General features: G+C 61.5%; 17 protein-coding genes and 11 pseudogenes. 18 read left to right on the forward strand and 10 right to left on the reverse strand.

Annotated elements, in window-relative coordinates:
- The first annotated feature begins 64 nt into the window (after positions 1 to 64).
- The gene (locus PSEMAI1_RS0114050) at positions 65 to 1,594 is read left to right on the forward strand and encodes an IS1182 family transposase (RefSeq protein ID WP_024303496.1); all 1,530 of its coding nucleotides are present in this window, start codon (positions 65 to 67) and stop codon (positions 1,592 to 1,594) included.
- A 242-nt stretch (positions 1,595 to 1,836) separates the two neighbouring features.
- Here PSEMAI1_RS0114050 and PSEMAI1_RS21855 read toward each other — a convergent pair whose 3' ends face one another.
- The 5 genes from PSEMAI1_RS21855 to PSEMAI1_RS0114070 form a co-directional block, all read right to left on the reverse strand.
- Positions 1,837 to 2,175 (reverse strand): hypothetical protein, encoded by a 339-nt coding sequence (locus PSEMAI1_RS21855; RefSeq protein WP_156943149.1) that lies wholly within the window; start codon positions 2,173 to 2,175, stop codon positions 1,837 to 1,839.
- Positions 2,176 to 2,276: 101 nt separating this feature from the next.
- Positions 2,277 to 2,636 carry a lysozyme inhibitor LprI family protein gene (locus PSEMAI1_RS0114055; protein ID WP_036986543.1) on the reverse strand — a complete coding sequence of 120 codons (360 nt, stop codon included), beginning with the start codon at positions 2,634 to 2,636 and terminating at the stop codon, positions 2,277 to 2,279.
- Positions 2,637 to 3,194: 558 nt separating this feature from the next.
- The gene (locus tag PSEMAI1_RS0114060) at positions 3,195 to 4,250 is read right to left on the reverse strand and encodes an IS110 family transposase (protein ID WP_024303498.1); all 1,056 of its coding nucleotides are present in this window, start codon (positions 4,248 to 4,250) and stop codon (positions 3,195 to 3,197) included.
- A 426-nt stretch (positions 4,251 to 4,676) separates the two neighbouring features.
- A complete protein-coding gene (locus PSEMAI1_RS0114065; protein ID WP_029770730.1) occupies positions 4,677 to 5,828 on the reverse strand; it encodes an IS91 family transposase in 1,152 nt (383 codons plus the stop codon).
- Between the two features lie 27 nt (positions 5,829 to 5,855).
- Positions 5,856 to 6,338 carry a tyrosine-type recombinase/integrase gene (locus PSEMAI1_RS0114070; protein ID WP_024303500.1) on the reverse strand — a complete coding sequence of 161 codons (483 nt, stop codon included), beginning with the start codon at positions 6,336 to 6,338 and terminating at the stop codon, positions 5,856 to 5,858.
- Positions 6,339 to 6,357: 19 nt separating this feature from the next.
- Between PSEMAI1_RS0114070 and PSEMAI1_RS21410 the strand changes: the two are divergent.
- From PSEMAI1_RS21410 to PSEMAI1_RS22425, 13 genes and pseudogenes are all read left to right on the forward strand, one after another.
- Positions 6,358 to 6,504, forward strand: a pseudogene (locus tag PSEMAI1_RS21410) (transposase); the annotation flags it as partial.
- A 68-nt stretch (positions 6,505 to 6,572) separates the two neighbouring features.
- Positions 6,573 to 6,719, forward strand: a pseudogene (locus PSEMAI1_RS21415) (transposase); the annotation flags it as partial.
- 68 nt (positions 6,720 to 6,787) lie between these two features.
- Positions 6,788 to 6,934: pseudogene (locus PSEMAI1_RS21420) on the forward strand (transposase); the annotation flags it as partial.
- 68 nt (positions 6,935 to 7,002) lie between these two features.
- Positions 7,003 to 7,149: pseudogene (locus PSEMAI1_RS21425) on the forward strand (transposase); the annotation flags it as partial.
- 68 nt (positions 7,150 to 7,217) lie between these two features.
- Positions 7,218 to 7,364, forward strand: a pseudogene (locus PSEMAI1_RS21430) (transposase); the annotation flags it as partial.
- A 68-nt stretch (positions 7,365 to 7,432) separates the two neighbouring features.
- Positions 7,433 to 7,579, forward strand: a pseudogene (locus PSEMAI1_RS21435) (transposase); the annotation flags it as partial.
- A 68-nt stretch (positions 7,580 to 7,647) separates the two neighbouring features.
- Positions 7,648 to 7,797 (forward strand): annotated as a pseudogene (locus PSEMAI1_RS21440) (transposase); the annotation flags it as partial.
- A 65-nt stretch (positions 7,798 to 7,862) separates the two neighbouring features.
- Positions 7,863 to 8,009 (forward strand): annotated as a pseudogene (locus PSEMAI1_RS21445) (transposase); the annotation flags it as partial.
- Positions 8,010 to 8,077: 68 nt separating this feature from the next.
- A pseudogene (locus PSEMAI1_RS21450) lies at positions 8,078 to 8,224 on the forward strand (transposase); the annotation flags it as partial.
- A 68-nt stretch (positions 8,225 to 8,292) separates the two neighbouring features.
- Positions 8,293 to 8,439 (forward strand): annotated as a pseudogene (locus PSEMAI1_RS21455) (transposase); the annotation flags it as partial.
- Between the two features lie 68 nt (positions 8,440 to 8,507).
- Positions 8,508 to 8,669, forward strand: a complete 162-nt coding sequence (locus tag PSEMAI1_RS21460; RefSeq protein ID WP_084612704.1) for a transposase — start codon at positions 8,508 to 8,510, stop codon at positions 8,667 to 8,669.
- A 53-nt stretch (positions 8,670 to 8,722) separates the two neighbouring features.
- Positions 8,723 to 9,888 (forward strand): IS3 family transposase gene (locus PSEMAI1_RS21465; RefSeq protein ID WP_156943097.1). Its coding sequence is split into 2 segments (ribosomal slippage): positions 8,723 to 8,987 and positions 8,987 to 9,888, totalling 1,167 coding nucleotides; the frame shifts between segments, so codons are not numbered across the junction.
- A gap of 17 nt (positions 9,889 to 9,905) precedes the next feature.
- Positions 9,906 to 10,911 (forward strand): annotated as a pseudogene (locus tag PSEMAI1_RS22425) (integron integrase).
- Between the two features lie 65 nt (positions 10,912 to 10,976).
- Here the strand turns inward: PSEMAI1_RS22425 and PSEMAI1_RS0114090 are convergent.
- From PSEMAI1_RS0114090 to PSEMAI1_RS0114105, 4 genes are all read right to left on the reverse strand, one after another.
- Complete coding sequence (locus PSEMAI1_RS0114090; RefSeq protein WP_024303503.1) at positions 10,977 to 12,137, reverse strand: metallophosphoesterase; 1,161 nt, start codon at positions 12,135 to 12,137, stop codon at positions 10,977 to 10,979.
- Between the two features lie 12 nt (positions 12,138 to 12,149).
- Positions 12,150 to 13,616, reverse strand: coding sequence for a YdiU family protein (locus tag PSEMAI1_RS0114095; protein WP_024303504.1), 1,467 nt, complete (start codon positions 13,614 to 13,616; stop codon positions 12,150 to 12,152).
- A 97-nt stretch (positions 13,617 to 13,713) separates the two neighbouring features.
- The gene (locus tag PSEMAI1_RS0114100; RefSeq protein WP_024303505.1) at positions 13,714 to 14,175 is read right to left on the reverse strand and encodes a hypothetical protein; all 462 of its coding nucleotides are present in this window, start codon (positions 14,173 to 14,175) and stop codon (positions 13,714 to 13,716) included.
- Positions 14,176 to 14,197: 22 nt separating this feature from the next.
- On the reverse strand, positions 14,198 to 15,094 hold the full coding sequence (locus tag PSEMAI1_RS0114105; protein ID WP_024303506.1) for a LysR family transcriptional regulator: 897 nt from the start codon (positions 15,092 to 15,094) through the stop codon (positions 14,198 to 14,200).
- A gap of 697 nt (positions 15,095 to 15,791) precedes the next feature.
- Between PSEMAI1_RS0114105 and PSEMAI1_RS0114110 the strand changes: the two genes are divergently transcribed.
- From PSEMAI1_RS0114110 to PSEMAI1_RS0114125, 4 genes are all read left to right on the forward strand, one after another.
- A complete protein-coding gene (locus tag PSEMAI1_RS0114110) occupies positions 15,792 to 16,103 on the forward strand; it encodes a DUF485 domain-containing protein (protein WP_024303507.1) in 312 nt (103 codons plus the stop codon).
- The gene (locus PSEMAI1_RS0114115; protein WP_024303508.1) at positions 16,100 to 17,779 is read left to right on the forward strand and encodes a cation acetate symporter; all 1,680 of its coding nucleotides are present in this window, start codon (positions 16,100 to 16,102) and stop codon (positions 17,777 to 17,779) included. Before PSEMAI1_RS0114110 ends, PSEMAI1_RS0114115 begins: the two co-directional genes overlap by 4 nt.
- Positions 17,780 to 17,844: 65 nt before the next feature.
- On the forward strand, positions 17,845 to 19,812 hold the full coding sequence (gene acs / locus PSEMAI1_RS0114120; protein ID WP_024303509.1) for an acetate--CoA ligase: 1,968 nt from the start codon (positions 17,845 to 17,847) through the stop codon (positions 19,810 to 19,812).
- 191 nt (positions 19,813 to 20,003) lie between these two features.
- The gene (locus PSEMAI1_RS0114125) at positions 20,004 to 20,720 is read left to right on the forward strand and encodes an ABC transporter substrate-binding protein (RefSeq protein ID WP_156943150.1); all 717 of its coding nucleotides are present in this window, start codon (positions 20,004 to 20,006) and stop codon (positions 20,718 to 20,720) included.
- Between the two features lie 103 nt (positions 20,721 to 20,823).
- Here PSEMAI1_RS0114125 and PSEMAI1_RS0114130 read toward each other — a convergent pair whose 3' ends face one another.
- Complete coding sequence (locus PSEMAI1_RS0114130; protein WP_024303511.1) at positions 20,824 to 21,912, reverse strand: PepSY domain-containing protein; 1,089 nt, start codon at positions 21,910 to 21,912, stop codon at positions 20,824 to 20,826.
- Positions 21,913 to 21,954: the final 42 nt, after the last annotated feature.

A 21,954-nucleotide genomic window follows, 5' to 3' on the forward strand; every position in this document is an offset into this window, starting at 1 on the left:
CTCCATCTTGCCACCGCGCCACCATCCCATCAACATATCCTGACTGCATCATGGGATATCCGGCATGGCCCGCTACAAACACATCGATACCAGCCCACGCCTCCTGCCAGTAGACCTCCGTCAGCAGCTGCAGCCGGGCACCTTCGAGCACGCACTCGACTACCTGCTCGACCATCTGATCGATTTGAAAAGCTTCGATGCCGAGTTCGGCAACGATCACAATGGGGCACCCGCCTATCCCCCAGCCATGCTGCTCAAGGTGGTGTTGTTCGCCTATTCGCGTGGACTTGTCAGCAGCCGCAGCATCGCCCGTGCCTGTCGTGAGCAGGTCACCTTCATCGCCCTGTCCGGCGATACCCAGCCGCACTTCACCACCATCGCCCGCTTCATCAGCGCGCTGGGCGACAAGATCAGCCAGGTCTTTGCCCAAGTGTTGTACCTGTGCGACCAACAGAACCTGATCGGGCGCGAGATGTTCGCCATCGACGGCGTCAAACTCCCCTGCAATGCCTCCAAAGCCAAGAGTGGCACCCGCGCCGAGTTCGCCCAGCAAGCCGATAAGCTGGAGGCCGCGGCCAAGACGATACTGCAGCGGCACCGCGAGGCCGACGCGTTGGCGATCGAGCCGGATATCCGTCAGAAGGAGCGCCAACGCATCACACGCCTCGAGCGCGATGCCTTGGTCCTGCGGCAATGGCTGATCGACCATCCAGACGATAAAACCTCGGCCAAGGGCACGCTGCGCAAGAGCAACCGTACCGACAACGACAGCGCCAAGATGGCTACCAGCAAAGGCGTGATTCAGGGCTATACCGGCGTCGCTGCTGTCGACAGCCGGCACCAGATCATCGTCAATGCCCAGGCCTTCGGCAGCGGTTCGGAACACGCCCTATTCATGGAAGTGGTCGACGCCCTGGGGCCGCAATTCATGCCCGACACGGTGATCACTGCCGACGCCGGCTATCACTCCGAGGCCAATCTCAAGCAACTGGCCGAGCGCCAGATTCCCGCGCTCATCGCCGACAATGGCATGCGCCAGCGTGACGAACGGTTTGCCGATCAGGCCAAGCACAAACAGACCCCGGACCCGCTATACGACAAAACCCGGCAAGCCAAGCCCACCAAGCTGTTCCGCCCAGCTGACTTCAGCCTCGATGAAGCGCGCAATGTCGCGATCTGCCCGGCTGGGAAGTCGCTCTACAGTAACGGCCAGAACTGCACGCACAACGGCAAGGTCGGCCGCAAATTCACCGGAGCCAAGCGTGATTGCCAACCATGCCTCTTGCGTGAGAAGTGCCTGCGCCACCCGGACAAAACGCCGGTGCGGCAGGTGACGTTCTTCTATAAAGATGTCCCGACGCCGGCCAACCCGTATACCGCCGCGATGCGCAAGCGCATCGACAGCCCGGAGGGCCGGGCCTTATACGGCCAGCGCCTAGGCACAGTGGAGCCGGTGTTCGGCAACCTGCGCCATAACAAGCGGTTGAACCGTTTCACCCTGCGTGGGAAGGAGAAGGTCAACGCGCAATGGCAGCTGTTCTGCCTGGTGCACAACATCGAGAAGCTGTCGCATCACCCGTATCAGCAGCGATGAAAAGAACAGGAAGAATCGGACTGGATTTACCCGATACAGCAGCAAGCTGGAGCGGCAAACTCGGCGGGGACTTGATAAGGAGAAATAGACTGCAATTTGAAAAATGAAACCCCAAGCGGAATCGGCTTGGGGTATGGGGTGGGATGCGCAAAAAGGGCTAAATCTACAGCCTCAACGTTTGAATTCACCGGACTGGCGCGGCTTGCCGCGACAGGTCCGGTGGAATGATGGGTTGGGCGCGGTCATACGTTCCCGCCAGCAATTGAAAAGCCTGCCTTCGATAGAACTATGAAGAAGGAGTCATCAGAGGGAAGGATGGCTACTGAACTCGCACCATCGACGGTGAGGATGCGCTCAAGAACACGCTCTCGATCGAGTTCTTCGATGGTGGAATTTTCTGATGCCGGCCAACGCGTGCACCAAAAGTAGCTCTCATGAGTATTTAGAACTCGAATGGCTTGTTCACTTGAGATGGGTCGCCATGCCTCGACGTTGAACCACTCCAAATTCTCTGGGTTCAAGAAGAATCCCATTCTTTTTACGACATCCTGGCGGAGTGAGCTACTCAATTGCGCATCCATTTCTAAGCGCCCAACGCCAAAGTTGAGGGGCGGGCCGCGCAACGCGTGGACCGTCCCTCTCGAACGCCTGGTTAGACCAGGACCCAAAGTTAGGATCAATTTTATTCACGTATTTTAAGCTCCTGCTCAAGCTCCTTGGCTCGTACTTCAGTCATTAGAGTCTGTGCACCAATGATAGTCAGTGATTCCGCACTACCCCCGCGGTTAATGTCACCGGAGAACTCAGAATCTAGGTCTCGAAACTTGATCCAAGCACGTTGCGACGCCCTCAGCTTGCGTTGCCCTTCAGCATCCAATTTCTTAAGAAGCTTACTATAAATGGCATTCAGATTCTTGTCTGCGGCCGAATATTCTACTTCCGCACATCTAAGCATATCCGCGTTTGTAATGGCTTTATCGCACGCCCCTCCTGCATCAGCGAAAAATGGTAAAAAAGCAAGAAGAAGAAAAATTTTTCTCATGATCACCGAAATATAGCAAGGGGATAATAGGGGAATAATAGGGGTCAGACCCCTATTGCTCTCGCAATGTTAGGCCACCGACCTAGCTCCTGCGGCTAACCACTCTGCGATTTAAATTGCCAGTTTGAGAAAGCGCTCGCAGGCAGATCCTTCAGATGAGTACGTTTCACTTAACTCTAAATGGCCACGCTCATAAAGGCTAACAATCCATAAGGACTTCCCCGTCAACCCCAATGAACTGACTTGGGGTTTATTCAATCGGTTTCGTGCACGCAGTGCTTGCGGTGCGTGCACGAAACCGAAACACATTTCCCATCCTGCCTTCAGCGATTGTCGTCACAAGAACAGACTGCATCTCCATAACCGGCCTTGTTGGGCTGACTTCGCCCGGGCCAACATATAAACCGCTCCACCTGGCCTCATTCGTTCATCGGGCACGCCGTCGCTGTGGGGATCAGCCGCAGCGGGCTTGGGGCCCACCTTGTTAGTCAGGTTCACAGGTGGTCGGTCTGACCTGTTTGGCTATCGCTTGCGAGTCGCAGGGGCGGGAGGTGCTCCTTATGAGGCTGTCTGGCGCTGCTGCCAGGCATCCGGGTTGTAGCGCTCCTCTTTGGCCAGCATTGCCCACAGTTGGCGCGCGTGCTTGTTGGCAATCGCCACCAGCGTCTTGTGGTAGCCGACCCGGCCGTACAGATTAATGATCCAGCGTTCAAGCCGACTGAGCCGATCTGGCGCGCGCTTCCGTGCGCCTTGGAGTGTCGACTTGGCTCCCTGAATCAGGAGGGTACGCAGGTAGCTGTCGCCCCGTCGGCTGATGCGTCCGAGCTTGGTCTTGCCCCCGCTGCTGAACTGAATTGGGGTGAGCCCGAGCCAGGCGGCGAACTGGCGGCCATTCTTGAAGTCACGCGCCTTGCCGACTGTGGCTGGAACGGCATCGGCGGTAAGCGGTCCGACGCCGCCGACTTGTTGCAGACGCTGGCTATCCTCGTCCTGACGTACCGACTCAGCGATGGTACGGTCGCAAGCGGCTAGTTGTTCGTCCAGTTGCTTGAGCTGGATTTGCGCACGGATCAGTAACCGTCGAAATGCTAGGGGCAGTGGTTGGTGCTGGGTCGCAACTTGCAGGCCGAGATAGAGGGCGCTGTTGCCACGCGGCAACGGATAGCCGAACTCGAGCAGTAGGCCGCGAATACGGTTGATCAGCGCGGTACGTTCTTCCTTCCAGCCTTCGCGCAGGCGGTGCCAAGCGAGACGAGCTTGCTGAGCTTCGCTCTTGATGGTGACAAAGCGCATGGTGGGCTGCTGGACGGCGATTGCGATCGCTTCGGCGTCGTTATGGTCGTTCTTTGTGCGGCGGCTCTTGCGGAACGGTTTGACGAATTCAGCGGCCATTAGGCGTGGTTGCAGGCCGAGCGCCAGCATGCGGCGCGCCCAGTGGTGGGCGCTGCTACACGCTTCCATACCGACGATGCAGCCGGTGGGCAGTTGCACCAGCCATTCGGCGAGGGCGGCGAAGCGCAGGTTACGGGAGTCGACCACCTTACCATGCGGGTCCATTGCGCAGACGGTGATGACGTCCTTTGCCAAGTCAATGCCAACGGTCTTAATATCCATAGTGACTTCCTCTCCGTGATTCAGATTGATGTTCGCAACTCAATCTTGGCACATCGATGCTGGCGGCCATGCCGCGCTGCGGCAGGGGAAGTCCCTTTATATTCGTTTATCTGCCGCCGCCCCACTGCTGAACCTCACCATGTCCTCGGCGGCGGATAAACCTTGTTGAACTGGACCGCGACTCAGGCGGCATTTATGGGGATTGTAGGCCGGACAACGCAGCTGTCAATCGTTTGGCATATGAAATCGTCGCAGTAGGCGGCAAATTACTTGGTAACGATGCCATACCGAACCTGAAACTCGGCTCGGGAAGTCTCGCTGAGTCAGCGTATCGCGCGGTAAAGGCGGCACCAGCACGAACAACACCCTGGCCGTTGTACGCGCCCTGTCACAGGAAATGACTGACATGCTGCTTCTGCTGACCCATCATGGTGGTCCTCGTGGGGCGGGCGCTTGGATTGGCGCAGGCTGAATCACATCAATCGATACCAAGCGTCCCGCATGGCAATAGGGGCAGCACATCCATTCGATCCGTGCCACCCGGCGCAGGAAGGCCTCGGCCGATTCGATCACGGCCGGCTGTGGCGGTGGTGCGCGTAAGGCCGTACGCGCCGCAGCCAGACCGACACGCTTCTTGGCCGGGCCCAGCAAACCATAATGGCGAATGCGCTTGAAGCCCCTCGGCAGCACGTGCAGCAGGAAGCGGGCGATGAACTCAACAGCGGGCAGTGCGATCACGCGCCGCCCCTTAGGGCGGCTTGGATCGCGCACACGCAGCCGAACGCCCTCCGCTTCCAGGCCAACGATTCGCTCGTTGGAAATTGCCACCCGATGGGTATACCGCCCCAGATACTCGAGCACCTGTGACGGGCCGCCCAGTGGTTGCTTGGCGTAGACCACCCAGTCGGTCCGGTGCAACTCGCGGGTCAGCATGCGCCAGGCTGGGTCGGTGAGGGCCGTGTCCGCCTCCAGTGGGCCTGCCTGGCGCTGCGCTGCCAGTGCCGCCATGAACTTGCCGCGAAACACCTTCGAGAGGGCGTGCACGGGAAACAGGAAACCGCGTTTCGGTTGTACCCATTCGCCTTGCGTGGTGAGCGCACCGCCAGCGACGAGTGCGTGCGCGTGAATGTGGCGACCGAGATCCTGCTTCCAGGTATGCAACACCAGGGTGAAGGCGGACACGCCACCAAGCCAGCGGGGATTAGCGGCAAACTCGGTCAGCGTGCTGCTGGCCGCGGCGAACAGCAGTTCATACACCAGACGGTCGTGGCGCGCGACGAGCCCATTGAGCGCATGCGGTAGCGTGAACACCAAATGGAAGTACGGCACCGGTAGCAACTCGCGCCGACGCGCCGCCAGCCAGGCCTCCTTGGCACGCGTCTGGCACAAGGGACAATGCCGATTACGGCAGGAGTGATAGACGTACCGCGTCGCGCCACAGGCATCGCAACGCTCGACCTGCCCACCCAGTTGCGCGGTGCGGCAGGCAACAATAGCCCGCCAGGCTCGTGCCTGGTTCGGGAACAGCGTGTGCGTGGCGAGATAGGCCGATCCGAAGGTGCGCAGTACCTCGGCCAACCCGACGCGCCGGCTCGCCGACACGGCTCAGCGTGGTGGTTCGAGCAAATCCAGCGGCGAAGCCGTGCCGGTCAGACGCTGCTGCGCCAGATGCAGATAGCGCATGGTGGTGCCTACATGGCCATGGCCCAGCAACCGCTGGATGGTATGGAGGTCGACACCGGCTTCGAGCAGATGGGTGGCAAAGCTGTGGCGGAGGGTATGGATGCCGGCCGCGTCGGTGAGCCCGGCCGCGTCGCAGGCGGCATAGTACATGCGCTGCGCCGTTTGATCGCCCATCGGGCCGTCGCCTGAGCCATTGGGAAACAGCCACCGCGGCGGCCGAAACACGTGCCAATAGGTACGCAAGCCCGCCAGCAGGCGGGGCGAAAGCAAGGTATAGCGATCCTTGCCGCCTTTGGCCTGGCGCACCTTGATGCACATCCGATCCGGTGCGCTCTCAATATCGGCCACCTGCAGGGTGCAGACTGGGGTAGCCTGATTCCCGCGGACAGTTCCGATTGTTACCATTGACAATCGGGAGTGTGAAATGAAGACCAGAAAGACATATCCAGTAGAGTTCCGTTCTGAGGCGGTAAAGCTGGTACTTGAGCAAGGGCTCAGCCTTGAAGGGGCGGCCAGGCGGCTGGGTATCCCCAAGGGTACATTGGCTAACTGGGTTGTAGCGGCGAGGTCTGGCGGTGTGGGGTAGCCTGATTCCCGCGGACAGTTCCGATTGTTACCATTGACAATCGGGAGTGTGAAATGAAGACCAGAAAGACATATCCAGTAGAGTTCCGTTCTGAGGCGGTAAAGCTGGTACTTGAGCAAGGGCTCAGCCTTGAAGGGGCGGCCAGGCGGCTGGGTATCCCCAAGGGTACATTGGCTAACTGGGTTGTAGCGGCGAGGTCTGGCGGTGTGGGGTAGCCTGATTCCCGCGGACAGTTCCGATTGTTACCATTGACAATCGGGAGTGTGAAATGAAGACCAGAAAGACATATCCAGTAGAGTTCCGTTCTGAGGCGGTAAAGCTGGTACTTGAGCAAGGGCTCAGCCTTGAAGGGGCGGCCAGGCGGCTGGGTATCCCCAAGGGTACATTGGCTAACTGGGTTGTAGCGGCGAGGTCTGGCGGTGTGGGGTAGCCTGATTCCCGCGGACAGTTCCGATTGTTACCATTGACAATCGGGAGTGTGAAATGAAGACCAGAAAGACATATCCAGTAGAGTTCCGTTCTGAGGCGGTAAAGCTGGTACTTGAGCAAGGGCTCAGCCTTGAAGGGGCGGCCAGGCGGCTGGGTATCCCCAAGGGTACATTGGCTAACTGGGTTGTAGCGGCGAGGTCTGGCGGTGTGGGGTAGCCTGATTCCCGCGGACAGTTCCGATTGTTACCATTGACAATCGGGAGTGTGAAATGAAGACCAGAAAGACATATCCAGTAGAGTTCCGTTCTGAGGCGGTAAAGCTGGTACTTGAGCAAGGGCTCAGCCTTGAAGGGGCGGCCAGGCGGCTGGGTATCCCCAAGGGTACATTGGCTAACTGGGTTGTAGCGGCGAGGTCTGGCGGTGTGGGGTAGCCTGATTCCCGCGGACAGTTCCGATTGTTACCATTGACAATCGGGAGTGTGAAATGAAGACCAGAAAGACATATCCAGTAGAGTTCCGTTCTGAGGCGGTAAAGCTGGTACTTGAGCAAGGGCTCAGCCTTGAAGGGGCGGCCAGGCGGCTGGGTATCCCCAAGGGTACATTGGCTAACTGGGTTGTAGCGGCGAGGTCTGGCGGTGTGGGGTAGCCTGATTCCCGCGGACAGTTCCGATTGTTACCATTGACAATCGGGAGTGTGAAATGAAGACCAGAAAGACATATCCAGTAGAGTTCCGTTCTGAGGCGGTAAAGCTGGTACTTGAGCAAGGGCTCAGCCTTGAAGGGGCGGCCAGGCGGCTGGGTATCCCCAAGGGTACATTGGCTAACTGGGTTGTAGCGGCGAGGTCTGGCGGTGTGGGGTAGCCTGATTCCCGCGGACAGTTCCGATTGTTACCATTGACAATCGGGAGTGTGAAATGAAGACCAGAAAGACATATCCAGTAGAGTTCCGTTCTGAGGCGGTAAAGCTGGTACTTGAGCAAGGGCTCAGCCTTGAAGGGGCGGCCAGGCGGCTGGGTATCCCCAAGGGTACATTGGCTAACTGGGTTGTAGCGGCGAGGTCTGGCGGTGTGGGGTAGCCTGATTCCCGCGGACAGTTCCGATTGTTACCATTGACAATCGGGAGTGTGAAATGAAGACCAGAAAGACATATCCAGTAGAGTTCCGTTCTGAGGCGGTAAAGCTGGTACTTGAGCAAGGGCTCAGCCTTGAAGGGGCGGCCAGGCGGCTGGGTATCCCCAAGGGTACATTGGCTAACTGGGTTGTAGCGGCGAGGTCTGGCGGTGTGGGGTAGCCTGATTCCCGCGGACAGTTCCGATTGTTACCATTGACAATCGGGAGTGTGAAATGAAGACCAGAAAGACATATCCAGTAGAGTTCCGTTCTGAGGCGGTAAAGCTGGTACTTGAGCAAGGGCTCAGCCTTGAAGGGGCGGCCAGGCGGCTGGGTATCCCCAAGGGTACATTGGCTAACTGGGTTGTAGCGGCGAGGTCTGGCGGTGTGGGGTAGCCTGATTCCCGCGGACAGTTCCGATTGTTACCATTGACAATCGGGAGTGTGAAATGAAGACCAGAAAGACATATCCAGTAGAGTTCCGTTCTGAGGCGGTAAAGCTGGTACTTGAGCAAGGGCTCAGCCTTGAAGGGGCGGCCAGGCGGCTGGGTATCCCCAAGGGTACATTGGCTAACTGGGTTGTAGCGGCGAGGTCTGGCGGTGTGGGGTAGCCTGATTCCCGCGGACAGTTCCGATTGTTACCATTGACAATCGGGAGTGTGAAATGAAGACCAGAAAGACATATCCAGTAGAGTTCCGTTCTGAGGCGGTAAAGCTGGTACTTGAGCAAGGGCTCAGCCTTGAAGGGGCGGCCAGGCGGCTGGGTATCCCCAAGGGTACATTGGCTAACTGGGTTGTAGCGGCGAGGTCTGGCGGTGACCAACCGGCGCCGGGGGCGCGCAGTGTCACGGAGCTGGAAGCAGAGAACGCCAAGCTGCGCAAGGAGTTGGCAGAGGCACGCCTGGAGCGAGACGTCATAAAAAAAGCTGCAGCGTACTTTGCTCAGGCATCACTGCCCGGTACGCGTGGATAGAAGAGCACCGAAACCTATTCCCGGTGGTGGTGGCCTGCCGGGTTCTAGCGGTGTCCCGTGCTGGGTACTATGGCTGGCGTGGACGTTCTCCATCTGAGCGAGAACAAGAGGACGAGCGGCTGAAAGTGGCGATCCGGGCGGCACATGCCAAAACACGGGAAACCTATGGCGTACGCCGTTTGCAGCCAGAACTGGCGGCGATGGGCTTTGAGGCCGGGCGTGATCGCATCGACCGTTTACGACGCCAGATAGGCATCCGGTGCCGGCAGAAGCGCAAGTTCAAGGCGACCACCAATTCGGCCCACTCGTTGCCGGTCGCGGAGAATGTCTTGGGTCAGGTGTTCGAGCCGACCCGCCCGAATCAGGTCTGGACGGGTGATATAACGTACATCCCGACGGACGAGGGCTGGCTGTACCTAGCGGCACTGAAGGATGTGTTTAGCTGCGAGATCGTTGGCTATGCGATGGGCGCGCGGATGACGACCGAACTGGTCAGCAAGGCGCTGTTCCGGGCGGTCCAGCACCAGCGGCCGCCGGCCGGCTTGATCCACCATACGGATCGTGGCAGCCAATACTGCGCCAAGGCCTACGGGGATTTGCTGACGCAGTTCAGGATGCATAGCTCGATGTCACGCAAGGGGAACTGTTTCGACAATGCGCCGATAGAGAGCTTCTGGGGAACGTTGAAGAACGAGCTCGTCCACCATCGCCGTTACGCAACGCGGGCGGAGGCGGAGGCATCGATCAGGGAGTACATCGAAATCTTCTATAACCGCCAACGCCGTCACTCGCGGCTTGGCTACTTGGCGCCGGCTGAATTTACCCGGAAGTACTGGAATTCAGCCAAGGCCGCTTGAATCGGAGCTGTCCGCTCTTGCCAGGACACCCCAAACTACCCCCTCCCGAAGAACTACCCCGGAAACGTCTGTTAGATGAAGTCCGTGATCGCATCCGACTCAAGCATTACAGCATCCGCACTGAGCAGACCTATCTGGATTGGGTCAAACGCTTCATTCTGTTCCATGGCAAGCAGCATCCACGGAGCATGGGCAAGCCCGAGATTGAGGCCTTTCTGAGCTACCTGGCCGTCGCGCGCAGTGTATCGGCCTCCACTCAGAATCAGGCCAAGTCGGCACTGTTGTTTCTCTATCGAGAGGTCCTGGGAGTCGAATTGCCCTGGCTGGAAGACATCGAGCAGGCGAAGACTCCCAAACGGCTGCCAGTCGTGTTGACCGAGCCGGAAGTCCAGGCGGTACTGGCACTGCTGTCAGGCACATGGCAGTTACTCGGACATTTGCTGTATGGCAGCGGCTTGCGCCTGATGGAAGGGGTACGCCTGCGCGTAAAAGATGTCGACTTCAGCCAGCGCGAAATTCTGGTGCGAGAAGGAAAGGGGTTCAAGGATCGGGTGACAATGCTGCCACTTGCCCTGGTCCAACCACTGCGGCAGCACTTGACCCGAGTTCAAACCGTGCATGAAGCCGATTTGGCGCAAGGGCATGGTGAGGTTCATCTGCCTTACGCACTAGCGCGTAAATATCCGGGGGCCGGCAAGGAATGGGGGCTGGCAGTATATTTTCCCCTCCTCCCAGCTTTCGATCGACCCACGCTCGGGCATAACTCGCCGGCATCATGTGGACGAGAAAGGCATGCAGCGGGCAATGAAGCAGGCTGTGCACAGGCTCGGCATGGCCAAACCCACTACGCCGCACACGCTCCGACACAGCTTTGCCACGCACTTGCTACAGGCCGGCTACGATATCCGCACCGTGCAGGAGTTGCTCGGCCATGAGAACGTGCAAACCACCATGATCTACACCCATGTGCTCAACCGAGGTGGAAAGGGGGTGCAAAGCCCCCTGGACCGTTTGTCCGGCTAAGCATTGCTCACAAAACGCCGTTGATGCGCGGGGGAGACGCCCCATCGTTTTATTGGGCAGTTTTGTTAGAGGCGGGATTCCGGCGCGGCCACCAGCCGCACCAGTGTGATCTCCGACGGCGCGCCGAAGCGTTTCGGCGGCCCCCAGTAACCGGTGCCGCGGCTGGTGTAGACCCACAGCGCGTCGAGGCGGTGCAGGCCGGCGGTGTAGGGTTGTTGCAGGCGCACAAACAGGTTCCACGGCCAGAACTGCCCGCCGTGGGTATGGCCGGACAGCTGCAGGTCGAAACCGGCCTCCGCCGCCGCCGGGGCGCTGCGCGGCTGGTGGGCGAGCAGGATGCGAGGCGTGGCTGCCGCCGGTGCGCCCTCGAGCGCGACGCGTGGATCGCTGCGCTGCGCCGGGTCGAAATGATGCGCGCTATAGTCGGTGACGCCGGCCACCACCAGATCGACACCACCGTGTTGCAGCACCACGTGCTCGTTCTCCAGCACGCGCAAGCCCAATCGCCGCAGTTCCTCGACCCAGGCGGCGGCGCCGGAGTAATACTCGTGGTTGCCGGTGACGAAATAGGCACCGTGCCGCGCCGTCAGACGGCCGAGCGGTGCGGTATGCGCCGCCAACTGCTCGACGCTACCATCGACCAGGTCGCCCGTCACCGCGATCACATCGGCCTCGAGCCCGTTCACCGCATCGACGATCGCATTCAAGTAGCCGCGCTTGATGGTCGGCCCGACGTGGATATCGCTGATCTGGGCGATGGTGAAGCCGTCGAGGGCCGCCGGCAGACCGGCCAGCGGCACCTCGACCTCGACCACCCGAGCGCGCCGGCGCGCGTTCACAAACCCGATCAGAGTCGCCAAGGCGGCCAGCAAGGGCACGGCGATGGCCGACCAGCGCGCCATGGGCGGCATCTCCATGGCCGGAAGCAGCAAGGCAGCGATACCCAGCACGATATCGCGCAGCAGGGTCAACACCAGCAGCGACGAGAACCAGCCCATCATCAGCATTCCCGCCCACGCCAGGCGGTCAGCCAACGGCTGGCGCTCGATGGCTCGCGTCATGAGGCCTAGCGGCATCAGCACGCAAGACAGTAGCAGCACCATCCCTCCGACCACCCGTCCTGCAGTGCCGATCGGCAGGTCAGGCAACAGACGCAGGCCGATGTAGGCGTGCAGCAGCACCAGCAGGCTGGTGGCAATCAGGATGAAACGGCTTGGTGGGCGCATCGCACCTTTCCCTCAGCTGGAGCAGCTGACGCTGATCTCTTCCGCCCACTCCGGCGGGAAGCCGGCGTAGGACTCGAACTCGGGCTGCTCGTCGAACGGCTTTTCCAGACAGCGGCTCAAGCGTTCGATCTCGCTGTAATCGCGCTCGTCACGCGCCTTGGCGATCGCCACCTCGGCCAGGTAGTTGCGCAGGACGTACTTGGGGTTGACGCGGTTCATGCGCAAGGCCCGCTCCGCGTCGACGCTGCCTTCCCACGCCAGCCGCTCGCGGTAGCGCGCGGCCCAGGCGTCGAACTGCTCGCGCTCGACGAACAGGTCGCGGATCGGGGCATTGAGCGCGTCGTCCTGACGGAATCCGGCCAGCCGGCGGAAGAAGATAGTGAAGTCGGTGCGGTGGGCGTGCAGCGTCAGGAACAGGCTGTTGATCAGGTCGTCGTCATCGTCGCGCTCGGCGGCGAGGCCGAGCTTGGCGCGCAGCCGCATCAGATGAGCCGCCTCGAAGGTATCGCGGTAGGTGCGCAGCACGGCCACCAGCTCCTCCTCGCTCACCAGCGGCAGCAAGGCCGAGGCCAGGCAGTGCAGGTTCCACAGCCCGATCTGCGGCTGCTGGTTGTAGGCGTAGCGGCCGGCGTGGTCGGAGTGGTTGCAGATGTGCGCGGCATTGAAGCCGTCGATGAAGCCGAACGGGCCGTAGTCGATGGTCAGGCCGAGGATGGACATATTGTCCGAGTTCATCACGCCGTGGCAGAAACCCACCGCCTGCCACTGCGCGATCAGCTCGGCGGTGCGCCGCGTCACCTCGCTGAACAGCGCGAGGTAGGGATTGGCCGCCTCCTGGCAGGCCGGGTAGTGGTGGCGGATGACATAGTCCGCCAGCACGCGGATCTCGTCGTGCTGGCCGCGGTGATAGAACACCTCGAAGCTGCCGAAGCGCAGGAAGCTCTCCGCCACCCGCGTCACCACCGCCGCCGTTTCCACCGTCTCGCGGTACACCGGCGCGTCCGAGCCCATGATCGCCAGCGCTCGCGTGGTGGGGATGCCGAGGTGGTGCATCGCCTCGGAACAAAGGAACTCGCGGATGCTGGAGCGCAGCACCGCCCGGCCGTCGCCCATGCGCGAGAACGGCGTCAATCCGGCGCCCTTGATCTGCCACTCCATCCGCCGGCCGTCCTGCGCCACGGTGTCGCCCAGCAGCAAGGCGCGGCCGTCGCCCAGCTGCGGCACGTAGACGCCAAACTGATGGCCGGAATAAATCGCCGCCACCGGCTTCAGGTCGGGACGCAGCGCCGAACCGCTCAGCACGCCGATGGCATCGGCGCCGAGCAGCGAATCGCCGGCCACGCCGAGCTCCGCGGCCAGCGGCCGGCTGACGGCGACCGGGTAGGGATCGGGCAAGGGGGTGGGATCGACCCGACGATAGAACGCCGGGGGAAGCGACTGGAAACGCTGGCCGAAGCCGAGGGAGGAAAAGGTGTTCATGCCCCATTCTAAACGGCGGGACCGGACATAAACACCTGACACGCAAGAGGGTTTTTGGTTGACCGGCAACCAAGCATGGCGGGATACAAAAATTCGCCTAGCGCTGTTTCCAGACGTGCCGCATATCGCGCGCGGCCTTCACCGTCGCCGAGGAAAAGCTGGTCGAAGCGAAATGGCCGACCTGGCGCGAGGCCTTGGACAGCGCCCCGTACGAGGCATCGCCCAGCTGCAGCGCCTGGCGCAGCACGGCGATGGAAGGGTGCAGGCTCTCATGCTCCAGCTTGTCCAGCATGGCGCGGTTGAGCGCGGCGACCCATTTTTCGGTCACCTGCATCAGCCGGTGCTGCGAGTCGAGCGGCACCTGACTCAACGTCACCCCGGCCAGCAAGGTGCCATCCAGCCGATGCTGGAGTTCGTTTTCCGCCAGCGGGTAACCGGGCCGCATCGCCGCCGACCAGCTCTGATAGAGCTCGCGCTGTGCTTCCAGCCAACGCTGCTGGTTAGCTTCCAGGGCCTTGAGATAGGCGGCCAACGTGCCGGCCATCAGCTGATAGGACATGCCACGCCTCCCTGTTGGGAAATCAATGCGGGGATGACGGCCCGAGCTGCCAGACCGCCGCCAGTTCTTCCAGCAACACTTCAAGAATCAGATCCCCGACGCGGTCGGACGGGTAGACGAACTGCAGCTCAGCCAGTTTGCAGATGCCCGGCACGATGGTGACCAGTCCCTTGTCGGCGGCCACCTGAGCCTCTTCGGCACGCGCCAGCGCGAGCCCCACGCCGGAACAGACCATGTCGAGGATAGTGTTCACGTGGTCGCATTCGGCGACCTTCTTCGGCGAAATGTTCAGATCCCGCCACAATTCGGAGGTAATCTTGCAGAGGCTGGAGAACTGCGAAATACCGACCCAGGGCAGTTTGCCCAGTTCCTTGGGCACGGTGATGTCGACCCGGTTCTCCCACCCTTTGGGCATCACGATGACGAAGGGCAATTCGGCCAGCAATACGGTGTTGACGTTGACGTAGGGGTTCTTGCCCAGATAGAAACCCGCATCCAGCTCCTTCTTGCGCACCAGATTGAGAATGCCGCCGGTCACCCCATGCTGCAGGCGCAGATCGAGCAGCGGGTATTTCTCGGTCAGGCGTGCCACCCATGGCCCCAGCCGCAGGATTTCCGGCGTCAGCGACACACCGATCAGCGCCTTGCCGGCGAGTTGCCCCTTGAGATGGCGGGCGTGGTTGAGGATATCCTTGGCCGACTCAAGAATCGACTGGGCGCGCGGCAACAGTTCCTGCCCCGCCCGGGTCAGCATCACGCCGCCGGTGGTGCGCTCGAACAACGGCATCCCCACCTCTTCCTCCAGCGCCTTGATCTGCGCCGTCACCGCCGGCTGGGACAGGTGCAGCAACTCCGCGGCCTGCGTCAGGTGTCCCTGCTGGGCGACCGTGACAAAGGTACGCAACTGATAGATTTCCATGTGGTTTCTCGTTCGGCAAGCTCCGGATCATCTGTATTTTTTCTGTGGTCCCGACCCGGCGGGGAGCCTATTGTTGATCCATCGGGCAATGCGAGACAAGTCCCTAGGGCGTGTTCACAGTCGTTTTATCCGCTGCGCTGGCAGGGCAAAGGGTCAGCTGCCAGGCGGAAGGTGCAGGCCTTGGTGGTTCCAAGGCCAAGCCTGACAACACCGCAGATGGCCGTTTGTCGTGCCAGCCCTACGGGGCCGGACGTTGCCGGCGCATCGCGGCATTGCTCATCCCTGGCAGTGAATGACACTGCGGCGGGACTCGCGCTTTGCGCTGCATCCGGCAACGTTCGGCCGCAGCGATAAAGCGACTGTGAACACGCCCTAGGGCATCCGCGCAACACCGGGAAGGCCCTGATGCTAGCATGGGTTAACGTCATGACAGCCCTCTCCATTGCCTTGTTTTCAATGGCTTTTTCCCCTGTCCATCGCTCCAACGAATTTCCCCTATCAAAAAAAACGATGACAGTCTCCCTCATGGGCGAACCAAGCATTTGCTTCACTCTAACACTTTGTTTCCATTACATTTTTGCGCCGCAACATCTGCGCGGCAAATTTTCACTATCAGAAAAAGCGATTAGCCGCCCCCTGTGGCGCCCCGTAAGGTTGCAACAGCGGTCAACGGATCGCCATCACAAAGGAGGATGCAATGAACGAAGATGTTCTGAAGCGCGTGCAATCCAACCCGAAGTTTCTAGAGCTTGTTCACAAGAAGACGAGCCTGGGTTGGACGCTGAGCGCAGTCATGCTGGTGATCTACTACGGTTTCATACTGTTGCTGGCGTTTGCCCCCGGCGTGCTGGGCACGCCGCTGGGTGAAGGCAGCATCACCACGGTGGGCATTCCGGTCGGCGTATTGATCATCGTGTCGGCGTTCGTGCTGACCGGGATCTACGTGCGCAAGGCCAACACCGAGTTCGACCAGTTGAACCAGGAAATCGTTGAGGAGGCAAAACAATGAAAAAAAGCCTAACCGCACTGGCCCTGGCCGGTCTGTCACTGACCCCGGCACTGGCGTTCGCCGCCGGTGCCTTCGAGGGCGACGTGCAGAAACAGGCCACCAACTGGCCTGCCATCATCATGTTCTTCATCTTCGTCGCCTTCACCATGGGGATCACCTACTGGGCCGCGCGACGCACCCGTTCCGCCAGCGATTTCTATACCGCCGGCGGCGGCATCACCGGCTTCCAGAACGGTCTGGCCATCGCCGGCGACTACATGTCGGCCGCCTCCTTCCTCGGTATTTCCGCCATGGTGTTCGACAAGGGCTTCGACGGCCTGATCTACTCGATCGGCTTTCTGGTCGGCTGGCCGGTGATCCTGTTCCTGGTGGCCGAACGGCTGCGCAACCTGGGCAAGTTCACCTTCGCCGACGTCGCCTCCTACCGCCTGCAGCAGACCCCGGTGCGCAGCTTCGCCGCCACCGGGACGCTGGTGGTGGTGGCGCTGTACCTGATCGCGCAGATGGTCGGCGCCGGCAAGCTGATCCAGCTCCTGTTCGGCATGAGCTACACCTCCGCGGTGATCCTGGTCGGCGTGCTGATGGTGCTGTACGTGACCTTCGGCGGCATGCTGGCTACCACCTGGGTGCAGATCATCAAGGCCATCATCCTGCTGGCTGGTGCCTCGTTCATGGCCTTCATGGTGCTGGCCTCGGTCGGCTTCAGCCCGGAAGCGCTGTTCCAGAAAGCCACTGAAGTGCACGCCAAGGGCGTCGCCATCATGTCCCCGGGCAAGGCCGATCCGATCGACTCGATCTCGCTGGGTCTCGCCCTGATGTTCGGTACCGCCGGTCTGCCGCACATCCTGATGCGCTTCTTCACCGTGTCCGACGCCAGGGAAGCCCGCAAGTCGGTGTTCTTCGCCACCGGCTTCATCGGCTACTTCTACATCCTGACCTTCATCATCGGCTTCGGCGCCATCATGCTGGTGCTCAACCAGCCGGGGATGATGGAAACCATCGTCAAGAACGGTAAGGAAGTGACCCAGCTGGTGGGCGGCTCCAACATGGCGGCGATCCACCTGTCCAAGGCAGTGGGCGGCGACCTGTTCCTCGGCTTCATCTCCGCCGTGGCCTTCGCCACCATCCTGGCGGTGGTAGCCGGCCTCGCCCTGTCCGGCGCCTCGGCCGTGTCGCACGACCTGTACGCCTCGGTGTTCAAGAAGGGCAAGGCCAACGAAGCCGACGAGATCCGCGTCTCCAAGATCACCACCGTGATCCTGGGCGTGGTGTCCATCGTGCTGGGCCTGCTGTTCGAGAAGCAGAACATCGCCTTCATGGTCGGCCTGGCATTCTCGATCGCCGCCTCGGCCAACTTCCCGATCCTGTTCCTGTCGATGTTCTGGAAAGGTCTGACCACCCGCGGCGCGGTGATCGGCGGCTTCATCGGCCTGATCTCGGCGGTGGTGCTGATCGTGCTCGGCCCGGCGGTATGGGTCGACGTGATGAAGAACGAAGCAGCGATCTTCCCGTACAAGAACCCGGCGCTGTTCTCGATGACCCTGGCCTTCGCCTTCACCTGGCTGTTCTCGGTGCTGGATAGCTCCAAACAGGCCAGCGACGAGAAAGCCCAATTCGACGCCCAGTACGTCCGTGCCATGACCGGCATCGGCGCCAGCGGCGCGTCCAAGCATTAATCTGCAACTCAGAGCCCGCCGCACCCCCCGGGGTGCGGCACCGGGCCCGCTACAAGGAGAATACAATGTCCACCCTCGAATCGATCCTAAAAGAAACCCGCAGCTTCCCGCCCTCCGACGACTTTCGTCGCAAGGCCAGCATCTCCGGCATGGAAGCCTACAACGCGCTGTGCGAGCAGGCTGACGATCATTACCTGTCGTTCTGGGGGGACTTGGCGCGTGAACTGATCACCTGGAAGAAGCCGTTCTCGCGCGTACTCGACGACAGCAACGCCCCGTTCTTCAAGTGGTTCGACGACGGCGTGCTGAACGTTTCCTACAACTGCCTCGACCGCCATCTGCCGCTCAACGCCAACAAGATCGCGCTGATTTTCGAAGCGGATGACGGCGACGTCACCCGCGTCACCTACGCCGAACTGCACCGCCGCGTCTGCCAGTTCGCCAACGGCCTGAAGAGCCTCGGCATCGGCAAGGGCGACCGCGTGGTGATCTACATGCCGATGGTGATCGAAGCCATCGTCGCCATGCAGGCCTGCGCCCGTATCGGCGCCATCCATTCCGTGGTGTTCGGCGGCTTCTCCGCCGGCGCCGTGAAAGACCGTATCGAAGATGCCGGCGCCAAGGCCGTCATCACCGCCAACGAAGGCCTGCGCGGCGGCAAGACCGTTCCGCTGAAGGCTACCGTCGACGAAGCGCTGGCCATGGAAGGCACCGCCAGCGTCAAGAACGTCATCGTCTACCAGCGCACCAACGGCGGCGCCAACTGGACCGAAGGCCGCGACGTGTGGTGGCACAAGCTGGTCGAAGGACAGTCCGAAGCCTGCGAACCGGAATGGATGAATGCCGAAGACCCGCTGTTCATCCTCTATACCTCCGGCTCCACCGGCAAGCCGAAAGGCATCCAGCACAGCACCGCCGGCTACCTGCTGGGCGCGGCCAACAGCTTCCGCTGGGTATTCGACTACAAGCCGAACGACGTGTTCTGGTGCACCGCCGACGTGGGCTGGATCACCGGTCACTCCTACATCTGCTACGGCCCGCTGGCCAACGGCGCCACCCAGATCGTGTTCGAAGGCGTGCCGACCTACCCGGACGCCAGCCGTTTCTGGAGCATGATCGAGAAGCACAAGGTCACCACCTTCTATACCGCGCCGACCGCCATCCGCTCGCTGATCAAGCTGGGTGCCGATCTGCCGAAACAATACGACCTGTCCAGCCTGCGCCTGTTGGGCACCGTGGGCGAGCCGATCAACCCGGAAGCCTGGATGTGGTACTACGAAGTGGTCGGCGGCAGCCGCTGCCCGATCGTCGACACCTGGTGGCAGACCGAGACCGGCTCGGTGATGATCGCCCCGACGCCGGGCGCGGTGCCGACCAAGCCGGGTTCGTGCACCCTGCCGCTGCCGGGCATCATGGCCGACATCGTCGACGAATCGGGCGCCCAGGTGGAACCGGGCCGCGGCGGCTTCCTCGTCATCAAGAAGCCGTTCCCAAGCTTGGTGCGCACCATCTGGAATGATCCGGAGCGCTTCAAGAAGACCTACTTCCCGGAAGAGTTCAACGGCCAGTACTACCTCGCCGGCGACTCCGCCAACCGTGACGAGAACGGCTACTTCTGGATCATGGGCCGCATCGACGACGTGCTGAACGTGTCCGGCCACCGCCTGGGCACCATGGAAATCGAATCGGCGCTGGTCGCCAACCCGCTGGTGGCCGAAGCCGCCGTGGTCGGCAAGCCGCACGAGGTGAAAGGGGAAGCCGTGGTGGCCTTCGTGGTGCTGAAAGGCGCCCGCCCGGAAGGCGACGAAGCCAAGAAGGTGGCGGCCGAGCTGAAGAGCTGGGTGGCGCACGAGATCGGCAAGATCGCGCAGCCGGACGACATCCGCTTCGGTGAGAACCTGCCCAAGACCCGCTCCGGCAAGATCATGCGCCGCCTGCTGCGCTCGCTGGCCCGCGGCGAGGAGATCGTGCAGGACGTCTCCACGCTGGAGAACCCGCAGATCCTCGGCCAGCTCAAGGAAACCGTATCCTGATACCGACTACCTGTTCCTGATGTATCTGTCTGTGTGTAACAGGACTTTGGCCCGGCGCAAGCCGGGCTCTTTTTTTGTGCCGGGCACGCGCGTCCATGGGAAGCGGGCTAGTCACCCGTGCGTAGGATTGCATTCCCCGAAAAACGCGCCATAGTGTCGGTGACGCCAACGCTTTTGTATGGGAGGCGGACGTGTATCGACATTGGCTGGCAGCCGTTGCGCTGTGCTTCCCGTTGGGGGTGGCGGGTGAAGTGCTGACCCTGACCACGGAAGAAGCCCCGCCTTTCAACATGGTGGACTCGCGCACAGGCGTCATATCCGGCATCGCCACCGACAAGGTGCGCGAACTGATGCGGCGCGCGGGCGAGACCCATACCCTCGCCGCCTACCCTTGGTCGCGTGCCTACCTGATGGCGCAGCAGGACAAGGACACTTGCGTCTTCTCCACCACCCGCACCCCGGAACGCGAGAACCGCTTCCAATGGGTGGGGCCGCTGGTACGGAACGACTGGGTGGTCTTCGCCCGCGCCGACGATACGCGCCGCCCGAAAACCCTGGAAGAACTGCGTCCATACGTACTCGGCGGCTATCGCGACGATGCCGTCGGGGTGTTTCTCAAGGCACGCGGCTTTACCGTGGATTTCACCAGCTACGATGCGCAGAACGTGCAGAAGCTGATGCTCAAGCGCATCGATTTCTGGGCCACCGGCGAGCCGAGCGGCCAATACCTGATTCGGCAAAACGGCTACCGCGGGCAGATCGTCCCGCTGTTCACCTTCCACCATACCGAGCTCTACCTGGCCTGCAACCCGGCTATCGATGGGCAACGGATCGAGCGCCTGAACCGTCTGCTGCAGGTGATGAATCAGGATGGTTCCAGCGCCGCCATCGAACGGCGCTATCAATAAGCAGCCGGCTCTACCTCCGCCGGCCTATGGGATTAAGGAAGAGCATCAAGACAGCCGCCGCGATGCCGTGCCGATATCTCAGCCCGCTACCCGACGCCTCGTCTCACGCCCCGCGCGTCGCCAAACGCCTGGGAGCGGCCCGGCGCTGCTTCCACTCGCGCGCGGCCCACTGGTACACGCCGGACACCCCCAGCATGGCCAGCACCAGGCCGGTCACCAGCATCAGCACGCGGTGCAGCAGGCCGCCGACCGAACCGATATGGAAAGCGTACACCCAGGTGGTCAGGCGGATGCCCGGCTCGGCCTTATCGACCGGGCGCACCTTCAGCACCTCACCTCGGTAGGGGTCGACCTCGACCATGCTGCGGCCGTTGGGCTGGATCTCGCCCGGCAGGCGCTTACGCAGCAGCACCGGCTTGTCGGCCTTGGCGTCGACGCGAATATCCACTAGCCGGCCGCCGGGCAGCGCCGCGTCGCCCTTGGCCACCAGCAGGTCCAGCGGCAGCCGGGTGTCTCCCGGTACGACCTTGACGCCCTTATCCGGCTTGGCGCCGTAGAGCGCGTTGATCCAGCCGTTGACCGGCTTGGAGAACACCAGTAGCACGCCGGTCAGCGCGCTGATCAACAGCACCACCGACAAGGCCGCGCCGGCGACGCGGTGCAGGTCGCTCACCAGGATGCGCATCCCCTTGTCGGTGCGCACGCGCCACGCCCGCTTCCAGTCCTTGGGCCACCAGTAGATCAGGCCGCTGATCGCCATCAGCAACAGGCCGATGCCGATAACGCCGACCAGCGTTTCGCCGGCATCGTCCATCAGCAGCGCTTCGTGCAACTCCCGCAGCCAGTTGAACAGGCCTTCGTCTGGCGCGCGGTCGCTCACCACCTCGGCCGTCACCGGGTCGAGCCACAGCAACCGCTCTTCGCCGGCGCCGCGGATGCGCGCCTGCACCGGCTCGGCCAAGGTCTCGCCGAAACGCAGGTTGACGCTACCGCCCGGATGACGCTCCGTTGCGGCCTGGTACAGCGCCTGGTAACCGGCAAACGGCCCGCTCACCGCCGCCGGCCGCTCGCCGCTCGCCGTCGACAGCTCTTTCTTGAACACCAGCAGGCCGCCGCTCAGGCCCAGTATCAGCACGCCCAACGCACAGGCGAGCCCCAGGTAGCGGTGCAGCAGGATGATCCATCGTTTCATGATTGTCCTTGTCGTGCCCGGCAGCAGGCCAGGCCTATTGGC

Source organism: Pseudogulbenkiania sp. MAI-1 (assembly GCF_000527175.1).
Taxonomy (GTDB): Bacteria; Pseudomonadota; Gammaproteobacteria; order Burkholderiales; family Chromobacteriaceae; genus Pseudogulbenkiania.